This is a genomic window from Candidatus Defluviilinea gracilis (genome assembly GCA_016716235.1).
Lineage (GTDB): Bacteria > Chloroflexota > Anaerolineae > Anaerolineales > Villigracilaceae > Defluviilinea > Defluviilinea gracilis.
This window is the reverse complement of the sequence record JADJWS010000003.1, coordinates 332,808-353,044: the sequence shown is the minus strand read 5'-3', so window position 1 is coordinate 353,044 and position 20,237 is coordinate 332,808. Positions and strand designations below refer to the sequence as shown.

Here is a 20,237-nt window from a genome sequence, read left to right as displayed (position 1 = left end):
TGACTCCTTAGGGGTGAGGGAGATTTCTAGTTTACCTCAAAACAAAACGCGGAGGCAAACGCCTCCGCGCAGGGTTGAAGTGAAAACGATTCACTCGCTGATGTCGTTGACGTAGTCTACTGCGCCGCTGCACCCGGCGGATAAATTCGATGAAACGTTCTCCCAGGTCATTTCGAGGCTTTTCGCAAACGTGAGATCGAGCGCGTCGCCGAGACACCCGGGACCGGCGTGATAGTTGACCAGCGAGAACTTCCATAAGTCCTCGTAGGTGGAAACCGAACCAGCCGTTTGCGCCGCGTTGACGTTTCTCACCAATTGCCCGGCTTGTTCGCAGTTGGCAAGCAGGGTATGGGCAAACACGCCGATGCTGAAATTGGCGCGGTCGAGGTCGATGCCGAGCGGGCAGTCTTCACACGTTGCATTGACTGCCTGAATAAGGGCGAGGCGCGCGTGTCGCATCTGGTCTTCTTCCAAGCCGAGGTAGCCTTTTTTGCACTCTTCGGAATCCATGACGAGCGGGCAGAACTGGTTGAAGAACGGGGGATTCCACATTAAGGTGGTGTCTGCCCCTTGTTCGGTCAGTTGACCCAAGCCCACGTCATCCTTCGCGCCAATGCCAGGCCAGAACTGGCTTTCTTTGGCAAATAAATTTTTCAGCAGGTTTGCCGGCGCGCCTGTGTCTTTTGCCACATTTAAAATAATTTCATCGAACTGGTTTTGCCATGCGGTGACGGCTCCTCGCGCTTTGTCCATGCCGCAGGAAGATGCGTTGCCGTCTTCCTGTAAGCCGTTGTTTTCACAAGTCACCGCGTCGACCACACCTTTGCGGATCAAGTTCGCGGCGAGATAGTTGTAGGGAATGTCGGTTCCCAGCGTTTCGCTTTGTGTAGGCGTGCTTAGCCATTCCTGCGGACCACCGATGGGCGGCAGTGTCTTCCATGTTTCGACACAACTAGCCACAGGCACGCCCATCCATTGACTGCTTAACACATCCACATACCAAAAAGCCTGGTCGGGGTCGTTGCTCTCCGCTTGGGCAACACGCACAAGCGCGTTGAAGATAGGACTGCTGTCCCCATAGCTGGAGAATGCCCAAAATTGTAACGTTTCGCCGTTCTCGCCGGTAATGGGCAGGCGCAAGCGGCAGTGGGCGTCGCAAACAAACGATTGTCCCGCATACAACCCTTCGATGCGGATGATTTGGTGTTCGGGAAGCGGCTCGATGCCATTCAGGATGAGGATCGGTTCGGCTTCGCAGATGCTTGTCGATGATGTGTAGACGGGGTTGCAGTTTTCCAGCGATACTTGCACCGAAGACGAGGGGAGTTTGGTGGCTACTTCTTTTTGCGCGGGCTGGCTTTCGATCAACACCAGGTAATTCCCTTTGCATAAACTGACATCATGCTCGGTGCAGGGTTTCTGGTTGACCCAATCGTCGTAATCGTCTGGGAGACAATCGGAGTATACGTCCGCGATGGTCGGCAGTCCCTCGTGGTCGGTCTTGAGTTCGCAGATGAATTGATTCGATCCCCAGCGGATCATCCACCAGGTGTATTCGGTATATTCGACGAGGGTGACGGAGAACCGGTCGGGGCCGGGGGGGTCTGCCACGGGCGAAGCAGACTCACTGGGGCTGGATGCGAACCCGCTTCCCACAAGGATGATAAGCAGGCTCCAGCGTAGGAACCTGAATCGCCACCCGGTCCGAATCCCATTGTTCTGTCTCATAAATGAAAAGAGTCCGCCATCATTATAGCGGACTCCGTACTGATTGCCCTATTTCTTTTTGCTTCTTTTGGTTACAGACTTGGCTGGTTTTTCGACGGGTTTCTCCAACTCGGCGAGCATGTCCATATCCTGTTTGAGGTTGCGCTGGCGGAGGAACAGGCTTGCCACGTAGATTGCGAGGATGATGAATGTGGTGGCGTACCCGGCGATCATGTAGCCGGAGGTGTCGGGGGTGATTTCCTGGAAGAACATGTTTGACTCCTTGATTGAGGGGAATGGGATCGTTGCCGCGCGCGCTAATACGAGGCTTTCATTTTCATCTCTTCGACCTCGTTCTGGAATTCTCCCAGGCGGATGCGGTTCCAGAACAAGTCGAGGAAGATGACGGTGAAGGCAAATAGGGCGAAGAAGAACGCTGTGAGCATATCGCCCGACATGCTAAAGTTGCCTTCCGCTTCCGCGTTGGCGCCGGCGATGACCACCGGGTGAATGGTGCGGAACAGGCGGATGGCGAAGAAGGTGATCGGGGCGCTCAACCCGCCGATGAGGGCGTAGACTGCGCCGAAGCGCGCGCGTTTGTCGGGGTCGTCGATGCCTTGGCGGAGCATGAAGTAGGCAATGTAGATCAACTCGGCGATGGCGGCAGTGGTGAGGCGCGGGTCCCACGTCCACCAGGTGTTCCACGCGGGGCGCGCCCAGATGGAGCCGAGGATGATGGTGATGAGGAAGAACACCACGCTCACTTCGACGGCGGCGACTTGGATGCGATCCCACTTGAGGTTCTTGGTGACGAGGTAGATCACGCTTAGAACGGCGGTGAACACGAAGCCGATGAGCGCGACCCACGCCGTGCCGACATGGAAGTAAAAGACGCGTTGCACCTCGCCCATGACTTTCTCGGTCGGCGCAACAACAATGGCGAGATACGCCGCGGCAAACAGCAGGATGATCGAGACAAGGTCAAGAATTTTGAGGGTGACAGGTTTGTGGCGCATAGGTGTTCCTTTTTCTTGGAGACAAGGGATGGGAGATTCCACTTTCTATTCTCTATTCTCTATTCTCTAGTTTTATTCTTCCACGATCGAGTCGAATAACATAAATGAGGCGGCGATGAAAATGACATCGTAGGTAATCAGAAGATTGATCGAGAACGAAACATCGGCAATGGTCGAGTTGTCTAATAACCCGCCGCTGGCTCTGACCGCCGCAAGCAGGACCGCGAACACCACCGGGAACAGCAGGATGGGGAGCAGGATATCGCGCGTGCGCGTTTGCACCGACATGGCGGCGAGCAACGTGCCGATGGAGGTGTACCCAACCGAGCCAAGCAGGATAACGAGCAATAATCCCGGCTGGAATAAGTTGGTGTTATACAACACGCTGTACACCGGCAGGACGATCGCTTCGACGATGAGCATAAAGGCGAGGTTGCTGAAAAATTTGCCGAAGTAAATGACCGAGCGATCGACCGGCGCGAGCAGGAGACCATCGAGACAGCCGCGATCCTTTTCAATCGCCATCGAGCGGTTCAAGCCGAGGGTGCCGGCAAAGGCGAAGGTTGCCCAGAGCACGCCCGCCGTCACGGATTGACGGGTCTTTACGTCCAACTCAAGCGCAAAGTTGAAGATCAGGATCACCAGCAGGGAAAACACGAGCATTGATGAGATCAGTTCCCACGAGCGGAATTCGGCGCGCAAATCCTTCCACACGATCGCGCCGATAGCCTTGAAAAAACTACTTTGCGACTGCTTGCTACTCGCTGATAACTGCTCGCTCCTTTTCATCTCACCCTGCCAATGCCTGTTTGTAAAATTCGAGCAGGTTGGTTTTCTTCACCTGCCTGCGTGTTGCGGAGGCGGCGATCACCCCGCGCGAGAGAATGTCGAAGCGGGTAGCCAGTTCCTCCGCGCGAGCCAGATCGTGCGAGGTCATCACTACGGTGCGTCCCCGCGCGGCGACAGTTTTCAAAACATCATCTAACATGGTGGATGCGTCCTGATCCAACCCGGTGTATGGCTCGTCAAATAACATGATCTCCGGGTCGTGTAGGACCGCGCGCCCGATGGCGAGACGTTGTTGCATTCCGCGCGAATAGGCGCGCACGAGGTCGCGGCGGCGGTTTGCGAGCCCGACCATCTCCAAGACCTCGGTAATGCGGAGTTGGTCATTCGTAATTCCGTACATACGGGCGTAAAAGCGGAGATTTTCCTCCGCAGTGAGATCGCCATATAAAAGCGGAAGATGCGACACCACCCCCAGCCTCGCGCGGACTTGAGCGGCTTCGTTGGGAAGTTTGAAGCCGGCGATGTTCACCTCTCCCAGCGATGGGCGCGAAAGCGAGGCGAGGATTCTCAAAAAAGTGGTCTTGCCCGCGCCGTTAGGACCGAGTAACGCGACAAATTCGCCCGGCTTAACTTCAAAATCCATGCCGCGCAGGACGGTCTTTAACCCAAATCGTTTAACGAGTTTTTTGACGGTGATCATAACAATAATGCCATTAGCCGACTTGATGATAGAAAATGAGCCATACGACGATTCTCTATCAGACGTTATCGGAAATAATTTTTGGGCGCGGGGGGGCGCGGAAAGCGCGATTTTTTCTTCTTTATCAGCGTTCATCGGCGTTTATCCGCGTCCTACAAAAGAACTTGAGCTTATTACAGATAAAGTCTATTCTCTATTCTCTACTCTCTATCCTCAGTATTTCTTTCAATTCTGCGCGCCGCTTCTGATACGCCTGCTCGCCGATCTTTTTCTTGCCGCGCAGGTCATCGAGCGCGATGATCGCGTCCATCACCTCTTCGGCAGACTCGAACTCGCCCGCGTCTTCTTCCTCGGTGGCTTGCGCTTTGCGAGCATCTTGTCGATACATCCAGAAGCCAGCAACCAGCAATGCGGCTCCCAGCACGCCCGCCCCGATCAGCATGGCGGTGTTATTCGATGTCGCCGCGGGCGCGTCCGATGGTTCGCCGGTCAACGTGAAGGCAAGCGACCCGCCCGCCGCGATGGAGTCTGATTCGTAAATTTGATAGGTGAAGTTTTGGATCGTTTGAATACCCAAATCGGTTAACTGCGCCTGTTCCACTTTTGTGCCCACGGGGACGAATACATTCACCGACGCAATCGGCAGGTCGAACGGCATCGAGAAATTTATTTCATCCGTTTTTGCCAGCGAGGAGAATGCCACCAGCCCGTACGATGCGTCGCTAGGCGGGATGGCAAACCCATTGGCAGTGGAAAGGAATGTGGCGCTGTCTTGCGTTGGCTCGAAACCAAAACCAGACGAACCTTTGGGGAATTTGATGAACGGGATCTGTCCCGTTTCATCTTGCGGCACGACGATCATTTCATCGGTCGGGTTGCGGAATGAGTACAGCGTGTACACGGCGATCGAATCGGCGGCGTATTCGAAGATGACCTGCGCGTCGTCCATTACCAAGCCCGAAGGATCCTCGGTGAGGGCGTAGATCGTCAACGAGGGAATGCTGACAAGTTGCGCGCCTTCCTCAACAATACGAAATTCGGACTGTAATTTCACGCCTGCGTAGGTGAGTTCCGCGAGAAAGATTCTGCCGGCGGGGATTTCGACATTTTCAAAGGAATACGCGCCGTCTGGTTCAACAACGCCTTCGAGTGAAAAAGTTTCAACGGGACCCGCGTTTGGATCGTTCGCGTCGTGATCATATGCGCGTAAGGTGACGACCAAACCAGACGGCAGATCTGCCCCGGTTTGATTGTCGATGACTCCGCTGACGATCCCGAAGCCGGGTTGCAGGGTGACTGTCGCTTCACCCGCCGTGGATGCTTGACTCGTCGCCAGCGGCGTTATCTCAGGGGCGACAGAGGTAGAGGCGGCTGAAGCCGGCGTCCCCTGGGTGTGAACGAGAGGTTGAGGCGTCGCAATCGGCGCGGTATCGAAGGAGAGAGTCCGCAAGTATGCGGCCACCGCCCAGAGTTCATCTTCACTTAAAGTTGAGCCGAAGGCCGGCAGTCCATCGCCGCCCTGGCTGGCGAGGCGGGCGAGTTCCACTTCGGTGAATGACGACATCTTTTGCTGGTCTTTGAAAAGGTCCAGCGAACAGCCGGCGCAATTTGCTTCAAAAAGTTTTTTGCCCGCTTCGATCTCTTCCGCTTTGGTGTGCAGTGTCATCACGTACGCGACCGCGTCCCAGCGTTCCTGATCGGTGAGGCTGTTGAAGGGCGGCATGAAGCGCTCGATGTTCCCGCGTGTGACTACGGCGTAATACTGCGCGGGCGATGCGGGGCGGGCGATCTCTGCCAACCCAAACGCGCGGACGGTGACGCCAAGTTGAATGCCCTGCTCGCCGTCTCCGAGACCGGTGTCGCCATGGCAGGGAGCGCATTTTTCAACGTAGATCAGTTTGCCGTTTTCCACGCTCGGGGGTTGCGCTGGATACAACGCCAGCGTGGGCATCGGCGTCGGCGCCACGTACCCAGGCGGCGGTGTGATATCTTCCGCCAGCGTCATGTTGCAGGCGGTGAGTAGGATGGCGAGCATTGCAATAAAAGTGATGCGAAACTTCATTCGTGTTTTGCCTTATCAGAGTATCTCGTATCTCGTATCTCATATCCCGTACTTCGCATTCAGCGAATCGCAAATCAATTCAACGCTTTCCCGCATGACGCGCAAAACTTGTCGCTTGACAGGACCGGCTTGCCGCATTTGGGGCAGAAGCCCTCATAATTTTTTTTGCGCGACGCCCGGCGTTGCGAGATCAAATACTCAAGTTCGGAATCGGTCAGTTCCTTTTTGGCTGAGGCTTTCTTTGCGCTGTTGCGCCGCAGGTCGGTTTCGTCGATCGTCAACGCGTCCATCTGGCGCAAAATATCCGCGCCTGTTTGCAGGAGGTTCGTCCGCTGGATGGGGTAATCCTCCTCGGGAATCTTGCCGAGTTTGTAGTCGAAATCCAGTTCCTGCAAAGAACTCAACACGCGCTCGCGCTTCGCCAGCAATGCGGAAAGTTCGCGCTCTTCCGCCGTCACACGCCGGCCATAGCCGCGCGCGAACGGCGCGTATAGATACATTCCAACGAAAAACAACACTGCCAGTGTCAGGAAAATTGCCGCAATATCCATTCGCCCTCTACTTTAACAAAAGATCGATCTGCTCCCGAATTTGATCCACGCCGGAAAAGGGACCGATCTGCACATAGCGCAACACGCCTTCCCGGTCCACGAAATACGTCTCTGGCACGCCTTTGATTCGGAAGTATTGAGAGATTCTTGTCGCCAGGTCCGCGCCGTTTGCGTATGTGATGCCGAATTTTTTCAGGTACACGCGCGCGTCCGCTTCGGTGTCCACATAATCGACGCCGAGGAACACCACCTCACCGGTCGGCGCGTATTCCGTCCACGCTTGTTGCAGGTCGGCGGCTTCCTGCTCGCACGGTTTACACCACGACGCCCAAAAGTTCAACACCACAACCTTGCCGCGCAGGTCGCTGAATTTGATCTCTGTTTTGCCGTCCAACTCGTAGCCGCTGTAGAACGTGAGCGAAAAATCGTCGATCACTTCGCCGGGTTGCACGGTGCCTTGCTGTCGGCGGCTGAGTCCCAATGCCACCAGCGCCAGCAAGCCAGCCAAAAATACCCAGATCACGATCTGAACCCACAGCGGAACTGCCCGGCGGGGAGGGGTTGTCTCAATCATCTATTTTCTCTTCTTCAATTCGTCTTCGAGTTTATTGAAATATTCATCTTGATGGACTTGCTTCGCCTCGCCCGCAGGGACGGTTGATTCGGCCGCCTTCGGCTTTTTCCACATTTGCAACGCCCGCAGGAGGAGCGCCGCCCCCAACAGGATCGCTGTCACCGGAATCAGATACGACGCAATTTTGTTCGGCGGATCGCCCGAAGCGCGCGCGCCATAGGTGTCGATGAAATACTGGATGATCTCGTCTTCTGTCTTGCCCTCGATCAGCATTTGGCGGATCTGTTCCCGCCACTGACGGCACGCCTCGGTGGGGCACACATCCAGCGGCGTGTTCTCGCACACCGGGCAGAACAACTTCTTGGCGATCTTGTTCACATCGTCATCGGTGGGCGTGGTTCCTTGGGCGGAGGCAACAGAGAGAGATGCAAATAGCATCATGGCAAGCATGGAAATCAATATTGCGTACTGCGTATTGCGTAATGGTCGCTTGAACATATGTATCTGACGAAGCGCTTTCTTGATCCTCAGTCTCCAATCTCCAGTCTCAACTTTCTAATTCTCCACTTTCCACTTCCTAATCACCAATCACAACTCCCGCCTCACGCGCACTCTTCTCAACCTTCGCCGCCACTCGCTCCGGGTCCTTGTCGGGCCACGCCGCGATGATGATGCCGATGAGGAAGAGCAGGCTGCCCATCCACAGCCAGTTGACCAGCGGGTTGACGTAGATCTTGAACGTCGCGCCGGTGGCGGTGGCAGGCTCCCAGTTGACGAGCAGAATGTACAGGTCATCCTTCATGGTGGCGCGTTGACCGGGAATCGTCATGGATTGTTGCGAGTCCCAATAGTAGTCGATGCGCGGATGAAGATCGCCGAGATACTCTTGACCGCGATAAATGCTAAGCACCGCGCGCGTCACTTCGCGCCCATCGGGACCGGTGAAGCGGGCAATGTCTTTGTATACCACATCGTAACCGCCGATGCTTTTTTGCTGACCGACCTCGAGCGTCCCCTGCGTTTCCATTTGGAAGAGTTCGATGCCGAGGATACCGATCGCCATTAACATCATGCTGATGTGGACGATGTATCCGCCATAGCGGCGTCGGTCGCGGGCGGTGAGGTTCCAGAAGGCGGTGAAAATATTTTCACTGTGGATCTTCATCCTTGCCCTCGAGCCGCGCCAATATTCATACAACGTGATCAGGATGACGAACGCCACGAGGAAGAAGCCGATCAACGCATACGGATTTTTGGTGTAGGTTGCGAAGATCACAGCCGTGACGAGAACCGCCGCCGCCGTCGGGAGCCACATTGCCCGCCCGAGAGTTTTCACCGTGGAATGCCCCCACGCGGAGAGCGGCGCGATGCCCATCAGGAACATCAGCCCCGCGAATAGAGGTCCGTTTGCGCGCTCGTAAAACGCGGGCCCAACCGTCACTTTTGCGCCGGTAAACAGTTCGGAGGTGAGCGGGTAGATGACGCCCCAGAAACACACGACCAGAATGCTCATGAATAGCAGGTTGTTGAACAGGAACAACGCCTCACGTGAAAGCAGGGAGTTCATCTCGGTTTCCGATTTCAACTCGCCCCAGCGATAGATCACGAGAGCAACCGATACGATCAACGTCATGGCAATGTAGGCGAAGAACAAGGGTCCGATGGCGCTCTGCGCAAAAGCATGTACCGACGACAACACGCCCGAACGCGTGAGGAATGTGCCGAAGATAACGAGATCGTACGTGAGGATGATCAACAGCATATTCCAGTGTTTCAACATGCCGCGTTTTTCTTGAATCATCACCGAGTGCAGGAAGGCGGTGCCGGTCAACCAGGGCATGAACGCGGCGATCTCCACCGGGTCCCAACCCCAGTAACCGCCCCAGCCGAGCACATCATACGCCCAGCGTCCGCCGAGCACCAGGCCGAAGGTGAGGAAAAGCCACGCCCACAGACTCCAGCGGCGGGTGAGGCGGATCCAGCGGTCGTCGGTGCGTCCCGTGATCAACGCCGCGATGGCGAACGCAAACGGAATGACGTAGGAAACGAATCCGAGGTAGAGCAGAGGCGGGTGGATGATCATGCCGGGATGTCGAAGAAGCGGGTTGAGTCCCCGCCCGTCTTCCGGCGTGAACGGGATGCTGTTCGCCGGCTGGAAGAAATGCGCCGAGACTCCCGTTTCGGTTTGGTAAAACACCCGGAACGGATTCTCAAAGAAGACGGTCATGCCCAAAAAGAAGGCGAGCGTGACGCAGGAAACGAAGATAACCCAGGGGAGAAATTCGCGGTCGCGGTCCCATTTGCGCAGGGTGACCAGCGAGGCAAACGCCGACATGAGCCACGACCAGAATAGCAACGAGCCGGCCTGCCCGCCCCACCAAGCCGTAACCTTGAGGTAGGTAGGCATCGAGCGGCTCGTCACTTCGTACACGAACTGCACTTCGTAATGGTCGTTGACGAGCAGGTAAATTAATAGAAGCGATGTGACGGTAAGCAGGGGGAAGGTAAGTAACATTGCCCGCCGCGCGCTTTCCGCCATCGATGCGGCGCGTTGCGGGTCTTCCAGTTTGTCGAGCTCATCCGCAAACCGTTTGAGGCGCGGCGAGGGAATACTGCGGAGCATACGGGCTAACCCCTTGGGGTTTGAAGCCGCCGCGGTAACCGCGCTGTAGACAGTGACAAAAAATGTGACGAGCAGGATTCCAAGCCCAAGATTGGCGATCATTAAATCTCCTCGATACAAACCTCACAGGTCGTTCGCGCCTGTGAGGTTTTCCTTATCTATCCAGCCTGCTCTGGCACGGCTTCTTCGTAGCGGGTGGGGCATTTGAGCAGAAGTTCCTCGGCATGGAAGACTCCCTCCGCGTCTACATACCCGGTGACGATTGCCTGCGCTTCGTTGCGGAGCAGGTCGGGCTTGACGCCCACGTACACCACCGTCATGCGCGAACGCGAGGGATCGATGGTTGCCTGGTGCAGCGCCTCGGCAAGCCCGCCCTCATCTTTTAGTGTGGCATCTTCCGCCGGAACGTGCGCCACCTCGAAGGTGAGGGTCAGCGTGGAAGGGTCATATTGGATCGTGTCGCCGATCACCGCGCCGGAAACGCGCAGGTTCTTGTCGACGATGGCGGGTCCCTCCGCTTTGAGTTCGTCCACCGTCATGAAGTATTGCGAAGCGTCTTTGGTGGCGTTGGCGATCAGAAACACCACCGCGCCAAGGATCAGCAGTCCACCGATGACAAATTTATTGAGTTTCATGTTCATGCTCCATGGAGAATAGTATGATTTGAATTCCTATTGCTTGTGTCCGATTTCATTGTACATGGAGACATTAACCTCCACTGAGAAAGAGGCTGACGAAAGTCATGCGTTTTTTCTGAGTTAAGGAGGTGATGTTACGCGCTCTCTCGCCGGAGCGGATAAAAACCAAATCCGATTCACGAGACCCTTCGGGCCGTTCTGCGTCAGGTGAGATAAGGAGGAACTCTTCCGGCTGAATCCATCCGCGCGATACGTGCGTTAATCGTCGCCTTCGTCTTTTACAACGCCGAAGACCTTGTCGATTTTTTCCATCACCTTGGGGTTCAGTTTGGCAACCACCTTTTCGGCGCCGAGATTTTCGCGCAACTGTTCCACGCGGCTCGCTCCCAAAATGACCGTGCTCACGTTTGGATTCTTGAGACACCATGCGATCGAGAGTTGCGAGAGACTGCATCCCAGGCTCTTTGCGATCGGTTGCAGCGCGCGGACTTGGGCGAGCCTTTCTTTATTTTTCACATCCTTGTGAAGCCATTGATAGCCTTTGAGATTGGCGCGGCTGTCTTTCGGGATGCCTTTCAAATATTTGCCCGTCAGCATCCCCGAAGCCAGCGGACTCCAGATCGTCGTGCCATAGCCGTAATCCTGAAACACGCGCGCATATTCCTTTTCGAAGCGGTTGCGCGCGAACAAGTTGTATTCGGGTTGTTCGGTGATCGGCTTGTGCAGGTGATGCTTCTCCGCGATATTGATCGCCGCGACGATCTCGTCCGGTCTCCATTCCGATGTGCCCCAATACATCGCTTTCCCCCACTCGATGATGTTGTGCATCGCCCACACCGTTTCCTCGATGGGCGTGGTCTTGTCGGCGCGGTGACAATAGATCACATCCACATACTCCTGTTGCAAACGCGAAAGCGAGCCGTTGATGCCCTCGATCAACCGTTTGCGGTTCAACGTGTTCCGCTCGTTCACATTGTTGTGGATGCCCCAAAAGAACTTGGTCGTTACAAGATAACTGCCGCGCCGCCAATTCAAGCGTTTTAACGCCGCGCCCATCACCTCTTCCGATTTGCCGTGCGCATACGTTTCCGCGTTGTCGAAAAAGTTCACGCCCGCGTCGTACGCCGCCGCCATCAACTCGACCGCCGCGTCCACATCCACTTGATTTTTGAACGTGACCCACGACCCAAGCGATAGTTCACTCACGCGAATCCCCGTGCGACCCAAATGACGATAGTTCATTGTTATCTCCTCTGGAACATCCCGCCGTTCAACTGCGGGATGAACAAATATCCGTCTATTATAATCTCCTCATGCAAAGAACCATCCCCTCGATCGTGCTCAGGGCGGCGCTTTCTTCTTTCCTTTTATTGACTGCCTGCGCGCCTCAACCAATGGATTCGACTCCCCAGCCGATGCCTCTCACTCCATTTTTGACTTCCACCTCGATTCCGCTTCAAACGCCAGTGGGGCTGGTCCCGCTCACCACGCCGCTTCCCAGCCCGACGCCTTTCACGTACACCGTTCAAACAGGCGATACGTTGGGCGCGATTGCCGAAAAATTCAACCTGTCGTTGGATGATTTGCAAGCGGCGAATCCAGAGATCGACGCAAATTCCATGTCGGTGGGACTCGTGATCAAAATACCGAGCAACCCCGAAAACCCATCCGGAGACTCCACGCCCACGCCCGCGCCGTTCATCGTTTCGCAGATCGAATGTTACCCGACCGTCGATAAAGGAATGTGGTGTTTTGTGCTCGCCCGTAATGATTCGAATGACATGCTGGAAAATCTCAGCGCGCAAGTGACGCTGGTCGATTCAAAGAATGCGGTCGTTGCCTCTCAAACCGCCTGGCTCGTATTGAACATTTTGCCGCCGAACGCATCCGCGCCGATGGCGGTGTTCTTTCCTCCCGATGTTCCGTTCGACGCGCAACCTCAAACGCAAGTGTTGACCGCGATCCGTTTGCAGGCAGGCGATGCGCGTTATCTGCCAGCCACGGTCAACAATGCGTTGGCGCAGGTGAGCGCGGAAGGGCATAGCGCGCAGGTGAGTGGCATGGTCTTGTCGCAGAGTCAGGCGGCTACGGCGAATCAGGTGTGGGTGGCGGCGGTGGCGTACGATGACGCGGGACGCGTGGTTGGCGTCCGCCGTTGGGAATCGGTTACGAGCCTTCCGCCCGGCGGGAGTCTGTCATTTAATTTTTTCGTATCGAGCGTGGGAGGGCGAATCGCGCGGGTTGAGTTTGTGGTGGAGGCGCGTCCTTAAATTTTTTATCGCCAAGAACGCGAAGCCCGCAAAGAAAAACAATTAAACTTCGCGTTCTTTGCGGGCTTCGCGGTGAATTCTTTTATTTCCCATCCAACCACATATATCGTTCGATGGGAATGTCGATGGGGGTGTAGACGTAGCCCTTTACGTAGGGCTTGACCAATTGATACGAAAGATAATGCGCGGTGAATAGCGCGGCGGCATCGTCCACGATGATCTGCTCGGCTTGCTGATAGAGGGCGATGCGGGTTGCCACATCGCGTTCGGTGCGCGCTTGCTCGAGGAGGGCATCCAGTTGCGGGTTGGAATATCCGCCGCCGTTTTGTTGCGAGCCGGTGTGGAAGAGCACATCGGCAAAGTTTTCAGGGTCGGGGTAATCGGCGCACCATCCGCCGCTGAAGAGTTGACCGTGATTGCCGGCATAGATCTGCTCGGTGAAGAAGTTCGGTTCGAGGTTCTCAATGGTGATCGTGACGCCGAGGTTTTGTTCCCACATTTCAGCCAATGCGGCAACATCGGAATTGATATACGTGCCGGTGCCGCCATCCGTGTAGACGATGGGAGGCAAGCCGTCGGGTCCGCCATATTTCGATTCAGCCAGCAGTTGACGCGCGCGTTCGGGATCGTAGGGCAAGGCTTTGAGCGAAAGGCTGTACCCCGGCAGGGCGGGCGGGTAGAGTCCTTTTGCCGGCAGGGCGCGTTGATTCATGACCACGTCGATGAATTTTTGGCGGTCGAACGCCATGGTGAACGCCTGCCGGACTTTGGGATCGTCGAACGGCGGGCGGGTGGAATCGAAGTTCACGTAGCCGGTGCAAAGCGAAACGCCGGTCAACAGTTCGTTGTGAAGCGGTTCGGATGGGTCGGTGAACCGTTCGATGGAATACACGCCGGCGATATCCACTTCGCCGGTTTCATACAAGCGCTGATCGTCGCCGGAGTAGAGTTGAATAACCACGTAGGGGATGCTGGGCGCGCCGAGGTAAAAATCCCGGTTGGCTTCATAAACCATGATCTCGAACCTGCGCCATTCGGCGAGGCGATAGGGTCCCGTCCCGTTTGGGGCGCGATACCATTCCTCGCCGCTTTCCACATTTTCCTTGTCTAACACAAAGGCGGTGGCGTAGGTGAGTTTCAAGAGGAAGTACGGCTTGGGCGCGTCGATGGTCACTTGCAGGGTGTGGTCGTCGAGTGCGACCAACCCGGAAATGGATTCTGCCTGCCCCGCATTCATCTCGCGCACGCCGACGATATCGCCCAGATACGTGAGCGCCGTGTCGGACGCGACCGCCGGGCTGGCGGCGCGTTGCCACGAGTAGATCACGTCCTGCGCGGTGACGGCGCGCCCATTGTGGAATTTGGCGTTCTGCCGCAAGTGGAAGGTGTAGACCGTGCCATCAGCGCTGATATCCCATGATTCGGCGAGGTCGGGCGTGAGATTCAGATTTGGGTCGAACGAGACCAACCCACTGAAGACGAGTTTATCGCCGGACGTGTGCGTGGTAGCCGGGTCGTAACTACGCGGGTTGGTTGATTCGCCTCCCGCCAACACCAACGCCTGGTCGAGTGGGATATCCACTTGCAACGCCGACGCGCGGCGCGGGGAAGCGACAGTGATCGTCGATAAGATTACGATCGCGAACAAGGCGGAAGCCAACTTCCGCAGTTTGAGTTTAGCCATGGTTGCCTTCTTGTTGTTGGTTCCCTCTGCGAGCGATTAATCCAAGCACAACTACGCCGATCAAGAGGAGAAATACGCAACACATACCGAGCAGGGATAATGTCAGCCAGAGCGGAGGTCCGCTTGGCTGGGGCGCTTCTGTTGTCGGTTGCTGTGTGCCGAACGAGGAGGTGGGAATGGCGGTCGGCGTGGTGATTTGTGAAAATTGGAAGCCCGAAACGGGAACGATGGTTGGCACGAACGTAGCCGTGGGTTGCGCGGTCGGTTGCGCGGAGACCGCGCGCGGCTTGGCGCCAATGCCTGCGCGCCATTCATCCTCCAAGCCTTCCACGTTGAAGCCGTATGTGTTGGTCAAGGCTTCGTCGATGGTCACGCCATCGCGCAGGGAGGTGAGGAGCGCGGTCATCTTTTCCTGCCCGTAGGTTTCGACAAGAAATTTCACCACGCTGAAGGATTGACTATATGAAAGATACGCCTTGTCTGATACTTCGGAGAATCCCGCGCTCAACGAACGGATGCTGAGCAGGGTGTCGTTTTGAATCGCTTCATCCAACTGCTGTTGCGAGGCGGGGTCGAGTTCGCCCTCGCTGTATACCGCCAATCCTTCGTTTAACCATGTGGGCACGTCGCCGAGGCACGAAAATGTGAGGTGACCCACCAACACGTGCGTCAATTCGTGAACGATGGAATTGCGCCCCCAGTCCAGGTCGGTTTGCGAGATGCCGAGAATCACTATGTCTTGATCGGGGAATGCCTGCCCGCCCGTCCACGAAGGTTCGTAGAGAATCGCGTCTTTGAGGTCGTTGGTGTTGCCATATATGTAAATATCGATCGGCGATTCGGCGGTGAGACCGGATTCGGTCTCGTTGAATTTTAAGCCGTTCTGCGCGGCGTTCATCAGGTCGCGCGCGAAGGCTTCATCGCCTTGATACCAGTGAAAATTGATCAGCCCTTCGTCGAGCGTTTTCCAATTGTGGTTGTCGTCGAGCCAGGTGGCGGTCTTCGTTTCGCTGACAGTCTCCACACCGTTGATGTCGGTCACGCGCCAGCGCCACCAGAGTTTTGCGCCGGGCGGTAATGATCCGCTTTGGCGCATTTCCCAAACCCACTCCGCGTTCACGCGCGCGCCGGGGGTGAATTGAGGGAAGGCTTTGGCGACCACATCTCCGCAGGTTTGTTGTTCATTGCCATACTCCAGCACGATGGAGCGGATCTCCGCGTTGGCGGTGATCGTGGCGCTGAAGGTGGCTGAGATGGGGAAGTCGAACGTGACGCGGTCATTCGTCACATCGGCTGGGGAGGCGGCGAACGCCGAAGTTGGGAGAAGCAGGCTGACCGTGGCGAGAAGAAGCGAGAGTATTTTTATCCGCATGGTTACCTCAAAGGTTTAAACTTGCGCGAGTGTAACATGTAAAGGGTATATCGTCCCAGTCTGTTAGTCCGCCATTGGTTTGAATACCCGTCCGGAGATCGGCGAGAAGGGCTGAGACAAGGCGCCGAGAGGCAAATTTCTTGACACAATAACTTTGCGCCTGTAAAATCCGTCTGCTCTGCCGGGCAGATGCCCGGAAAAAACTTTGTTCGGGAGGAATCACCCCCTATGTACGCTATGCAAGGACTTACTTCGCTGGAGGAAATTGCCATTTGGGCTGTGTTTGGCGTTGCCATTCTCGGCTTGCTGTATGCGATTTTTCTTCGATCCCAGATCCTGCGTGAAGATAAAGGCACGGAGAAGATGCAGGAAGTCTGGAACGCGATCAAGGATGGAGCGGACGCCTATTTGAAAAGGCAGTTGCGCTCCATTTTGCCGTTAATCGGCGTTTTGACGATCGCGCTCTTTTTCTCCGTGTATATTGTTCCGCCCTCCCCCGAAGCGCTCGAACGCTTTGAAGGCGTGCCGGCAGAAACGGTCCGCTTGTGGATCGGTCTGGCGCGCGCGTTCGCCTTTGTGATGGGCGCGGGCTTCTCGCTGGCGGTCGGGCAGATCGGCATGCGCATGGCGGTGGAAGGCAATGTGCGCGTGGCTTCCGCGTCGAAACGCTCGTTCGGCGACTCGCTCCGTATTGCGTATCGCGCCGGCACGATCACCGGTATGCTCACCGATGGGCTGGGTCTGTTGGGCGGCACGTTGATCTTCATCGTTCTCGGCATCGCCGCGCCGGACGCGTTGCTCGGTTTCGGTTTTGGCGGCACACTGCTCGCGTTGTTCATGCGCGTGGGCGGCGGCATCTTCACCAAAGCGGCTGACGTGGGCGCGGACCTGGTCGGCAAGGTCGAGGCAGGCATCCCGGAGGATGACCCGAGGAATCCCGCAGTGGTGGCTGACCTCGTGGGCGACAACGTCGGCGATTGCGCCGGCATGGCGGCGGATATCTTCGAATCCTACGAAGTGACGATCGTCTCCGGTTTGATTCTTGGTCTCGCCCTTTGGCACACGACCGGGCGCCTCGAGTGGATCATCTTCCCATTGATGGTGCGCGGTATCGGCGTGCTTTCCTCGATCATCGGCACGTACTTTGTGCGCGCCGGCGCCACCGGGAAAGCCCACGACGCAATGAAGGCGATCTTCAGCGGCTTCTTGACCTCCGCTGTGATCTCTGCTGTTCTGTTCTTCGTTGCCGGCTTCTTATATATGAAAGACACAATGGCTGAGTTTGGCGGTTGGTGGAGAATGCCGGCGGCTGTGGGCGTTGGTGTGTTGCTCGCGATCGTTATTGACCGCCTGACTGAATATTTCACCGGCACGCATGCCCAGCCTGTGAACGATATCAAGAAATCTGCCGACACAGGTCCCGCCACGTTGATCTTGAACGGCGTTTCGGTCGGTTTTGAATCGTCCGTGTGGTCGGTGTTGGTCATTGCGTTGACCATCGTCGCCTCGATCTTTATTTTCGGCACGATCCCCGATGTGACTGCCGCGGAACGCGCGACGTTCATTTTGTACGGCGTGGCGATGACCGGCATCGGCATGTTGACCCTGACCGGTAACAACGTGGCGATGGATTCATTCGGTCCCATTTCAGATAACGCCAATGGTATCGGTGAAATGGCATGGCACGGCAAAACCGACAAGGAAACCAAAGCCGCCCAGCAGATCATGGCTGATCTCGACGCGGTCGGTAACACCACGAAAGCCATCACGAAAGGCGTTGCCATCGGTTCCGCTGTCATTGCGGCTGTTTCGCTCTTTGGCTCGTTCCTCGTGGACGTTTCGCGCGCGCAGACCGCGCTGGGCGTTCCTCTCGAAGCGCAGATTCAATCCATCGGCATCCGCGCTGATGTGCCGCAAGTGTTCGTGGGCATGTTGGTCGGCGGCGCGTTGCCGTGGCTGTTCTCGTCGTTCGCCATTCAGGCAGTCGCTCGCGCGGCTTCGCTGATCGTGTTGGAAGTCCGCCGCCAGTTCAAATTGGGCGTGCTGGAAGGTAAAGTGGCTCCCGACTACAAACAAGCCGTTGGCATTTCCACAACTGCCGCCCAGAAAGAATTGGTTTCGCTGGCGTTGCTCGGCATCGTCACGCCGATCGTGGTCGGGTTGACCCTGCAAGTGGAAGCCCTCGGCGGTATGCTGGCTGGCATCATCGTCTCCGGTCAATTGTTGGCGGTGTTCCTCAATAACTCCGGTGGCGCATGGGATAACGCCAAGAAACTCATCGAAGACGAGCCGAAAGACCCCGCCAATAATCTCGGCAAAGGCTCCGAACGTCACAAGGCTGGCGTGGTGGGCGACACGGTCGGCGATCCGTTCAAGGATACGGCTGGTCCCGCGCTCAACCCGATGATCAAGGTGGTGAACCTCGTCGCGGTGATCGTCGCTCCGATCGTGGTGCAATACTCCGGCGGCGGTTCAATTGGCGTCTGGGCAGTTGCCGCGGCGTTGGTCGCTGTCCTCGCCTGGGCTGTGATGCGCTCGAAGGCGCCGGCAGAGTCGATGACGAAGTAAGTTTTTCAAGGCTACAGCAGTTCAAATCGCCCTCGTGGATTGTGAGGGCGATTTTTCATTCCGATGAACCGTTTATAATTTGCGGTTGACGCTTGATAAAAAATGAAAATTCGATATCTGCTCTCTTCATGGTTGCTGGTCCTTGGAAACATGCTCCTGTCGCTTCACGCGGAACAACATTTATTTCCGCCTCATTATCTTTTGAGACCGTTGCTTGTCTCTTGGTTGATCATCGGATTGTTTGCCGCGCTCTTGAAGCAATTCATCGCCGACTGGAAGATGGTGGAAGAATGCTTGGTGGTAACGATTTTGTTGTTCACCTTCCCGCCTAAATTTTTCTGGATCGCAGTCCGCCTGTTTGTGGCTGTTTATGTTATTTGGCGGATTGGGCAGTATCGAAAGAGACCTGGTTCTCGAAAAAGCGCGCAGCCCCCGCTTTCCTTGACCGTTAGCGTGTTTCTTGTATTCTATTCGATTGGTCTGCATGTTTCTGAATATGGGAACGCGCCCTGGTCCATCTATTTTTCATCTTTGCGCGGTCTTAACGCCACGGATGCGAATCGCTTGAAAGCCACCACCGCTGTCAAACCTGACATCTATTACATCGTTTTAGACGGATACGTTCGTTCCGATGTATTGAAAGACCTTTATCGTTATGATAATTCTGAATTTGTGGGCGAATTAGAGAAGGAAGGATTTGTTGTAGCGCGACAGGCTCGCTCCAATTATGCCAAAACAATCCTTTCGATCACTTCGACCCTAAACATGGAGTATGTGGATGCCTTTGCGCCTGGCTTGGATAACTCCAAATTTTGGTGGCTGATGGAGCCATATATCGACCGCGGCAGGGTTGTCTCACTTCTTGAATCTCAAGGATATACGACCGTTTCCTTCAGCACAAATTGGAGTTTGACCGATATGGCTTCGGCAACCCTGCATCAATCGGCGTATCCGGTCGAATTGACCGATTTTGAGCAGTATATTATTCACACATCGCCCTTGCGTTTGTCTCAGCCGTACATACAGGATGGCGCTTCGGTGTTTACAGTTGAGACTCAGCGCAAGACCATCCTGCACACTTTGGACGCGCTGGACGATTTCGCATCTGACCCGAACCCCGTATTTGTTTTCGCTCATATCCTCCTGCCGCACCCTCCTTTTGTCTTTGACGCGCATGGCAAACCTGTCCAGCCCTCGGCTGGCTTTAGCTTTAAGGATGCGGAGGATTTTGAGGGTTCACCGGAGCAATATACAAAAGGCTATACAGACCAGGTTGAATTTGTGAACACGCGTTTACAGGAAATACTTGCAACGATCCTTCAACAATCGGATACTCCTCCGATCATAATTGTTCAGGCAGACCATGGGTCGGGGTTGTTGACCTATTTCACATCGGTGGAAAAGACGTGTGTTCGGGAACGATTATCCCCATTTGCCGCATATTACTTCCCGGGCATGAGCGCGGCGGATATTCCCGACGATCTTACCCCCGTAAACCTCTTTAGACTGGTGTTCAACAAATATTTTGGAGGCGATTTTCCGCTTTTGGAGAACAGGTACTTTTATATTGCCGACCCCTTCTATATCTATCGCGATGTTGATGTAGGATTGCGGCTCGATCAAGCCTGTGCTATACGCTAACGAGTGAGAATTCTTGTATTCTCCGAATTGCGCTTTCGATCG

At 55.7% G+C, this 20,237-nt stretch carries 17 protein-coding genes; 3 read left to right on the top strand and 14 right to left on the bottom strand.

The annotated features are described in order from the left end of the window. Positions 1 to 90: 90 nt before the first annotated feature. The 12 genes from IPM31_15535 to IPM31_15480 all read right to left on the bottom strand — a co-directional run bounded on the left by IPM31_15535 (position 91) and on the right by IPM31_15480 (position 11,902). Entirely contained in the window at positions 91 to 1,728 is a 1,638-nt protein-coding gene (locus tag IPM31_15535; GenBank protein MBK9008395.1) for a hypothetical protein, read from the bottom strand. A 48-nt stretch (positions 1,729 to 1,776) separates the two neighbouring features. Beyond that, positions 1,777 to 1,980 (bottom strand): hypothetical protein, encoded by a 204-nt coding sequence (locus IPM31_15530; protein ID MBK9008394.1) that lies wholly within the window; start codon positions 1,978 to 1,980, stop codon positions 1,777 to 1,779. Between the two features lie 44 nt (positions 1,981 to 2,024). Then, the gene (gene ccsA, locus IPM31_15525) at positions 2,025 to 2,723 is read right to left on the bottom strand and encodes a cytochrome c biogenesis protein CcsA (GenBank protein ID MBK9008393.1); all 699 of its coding nucleotides are present in this window, start codon (positions 2,721 to 2,723) and stop codon (positions 2,025 to 2,027) included. 72 nt (positions 2,724 to 2,795) lie between these two features. Next, on the bottom strand, positions 2,796 to 3,512 hold the full coding sequence (locus tag IPM31_15520; GenBank protein MBK9008392.1) for a heme exporter protein CcmB: 717 nt from the start codon (positions 3,510 to 3,512) through the stop codon (positions 2,796 to 2,798). A gap of 1 nt (position 3,513) precedes the next feature. Continuing rightward, on the bottom strand, positions 3,514 to 4,212 hold the full coding sequence (gene ccmA / locus IPM31_15515) for a heme ABC exporter ATP-binding protein CcmA (protein MBK9008391.1): 699 nt from the start codon (positions 4,210 to 4,212) through the stop codon (positions 3,514 to 3,516). Between the two features lie 193 nt (positions 4,213 to 4,405). Beyond that, on the bottom strand, positions 4,406 to 6,274 hold the full coding sequence (locus IPM31_15510; protein ID MBK9008390.1) for a c-type cytochrome: 1,869 nt from the start codon (positions 6,272 to 6,274) through the stop codon (positions 4,406 to 4,408). Positions 6,275 to 6,348: 74 nt separating this feature from the next. Next, the gene (locus IPM31_15505; protein MBK9008389.1) at positions 6,349 to 6,825 is read right to left on the bottom strand and encodes a zinc ribbon domain-containing protein; all 477 of its coding nucleotides are present in this window, start codon (positions 6,823 to 6,825) and stop codon (positions 6,349 to 6,351) included. 7 nt (positions 6,826 to 6,832) lie between these two features. After that, a complete protein-coding gene (locus IPM31_15500) occupies positions 6,833 to 7,399 on the bottom strand; it encodes a TlpA family protein disulfide reductase (GenBank protein MBK9008388.1) in 567 nt (188 codons plus the stop codon). After that, positions 7,400 to 7,840 carry a cytochrome c-type biogenesis protein CcmH gene (locus IPM31_15495; protein ID MBK9008387.1) on the bottom strand — a complete coding sequence of 147 codons (441 nt, stop codon included), beginning with the start codon at positions 7,838 to 7,840 and terminating at the stop codon, positions 7,400 to 7,402. A gap of 136 nt (positions 7,841 to 7,976) precedes the next feature. Continuing rightward, complete coding sequence (locus IPM31_15490; protein ID MBK9008386.1) at positions 7,977 to 10,124, bottom strand: heme lyase CcmF/NrfE family subunit; 2,148 nt, start codon at positions 10,122 to 10,124, stop codon at positions 7,977 to 7,979. Between the two features lie 56 nt (positions 10,125 to 10,180). Then, positions 10,181 to 10,657, bottom strand: coding sequence for a cytochrome c maturation protein CcmE (locus IPM31_15485; GenBank protein MBK9008385.1), 477 nt, complete (start codon positions 10,655 to 10,657; stop codon positions 10,181 to 10,183). Positions 10,658 to 10,918: 261 nt separating this feature from the next. Further along, positions 10,919 to 11,902, bottom strand: a complete 984-nt coding sequence (locus IPM31_15480) for an aldo/keto reductase (GenBank protein MBK9008384.1) — start codon at positions 11,900 to 11,902, stop codon at positions 10,919 to 10,921. 71 nt (positions 11,903 to 11,973) lie between these two features. Here IPM31_15480 and IPM31_15475 point away from each other — a divergent pair, with 71 nt between their 5' ends. Beyond that, complete coding sequence (locus IPM31_15475; protein ID MBK9008383.1) at positions 11,974 to 12,930, top strand: LysM peptidoglycan-binding domain-containing protein; 957 nt, start codon at positions 11,974 to 11,976, stop codon at positions 12,928 to 12,930. Positions 12,931 to 13,012: 82 nt separating this feature from the next. Here IPM31_15475 and IPM31_15470 read toward each other — a convergent pair whose 3' ends face one another. Beyond that, a complete protein-coding gene (locus IPM31_15470; protein ID MBK9008382.1) occupies positions 13,013 to 14,614 on the bottom strand; it encodes a peptide ABC transporter substrate-binding protein in 1,602 nt (533 codons plus the stop codon). After that, on the bottom strand, positions 14,607 to 15,986 hold the full coding sequence (locus IPM31_15465; protein ID MBK9008381.1) for a hypothetical protein: 1,380 nt from the start codon (positions 15,984 to 15,986) through the stop codon (positions 14,607 to 14,609). The genes IPM31_15470 and IPM31_15465 overlap by 8 nt, the downstream gene beginning before the upstream one ends. A gap of 237 nt (positions 15,987 to 16,223) precedes the next feature. On the opposite strand from IPM31_15465, the gene IPM31_15460 reads away from it, so the two are divergent. Further along, the gene (locus tag IPM31_15460) at positions 16,224 to 18,554 is read left to right on the top strand and encodes a sodium-translocating pyrophosphatase (protein ID MBK9008380.1); all 2,331 of its coding nucleotides are present in this window, start codon (positions 16,224 to 16,226) and stop codon (positions 18,552 to 18,554) included. 102 nt (positions 18,555 to 18,656) lie between these two features. Continuing rightward, positions 18,657 to 20,195 carry a hypothetical protein gene (locus tag IPM31_15455; protein MBK9008379.1) on the top strand — a complete coding sequence of 513 codons (1,539 nt, stop codon included), beginning with the start codon at positions 18,657 to 18,659 and terminating at the stop codon, positions 20,193 to 20,195. Positions 20,196 to 20,237 lie beyond the last annotated feature (42 nt).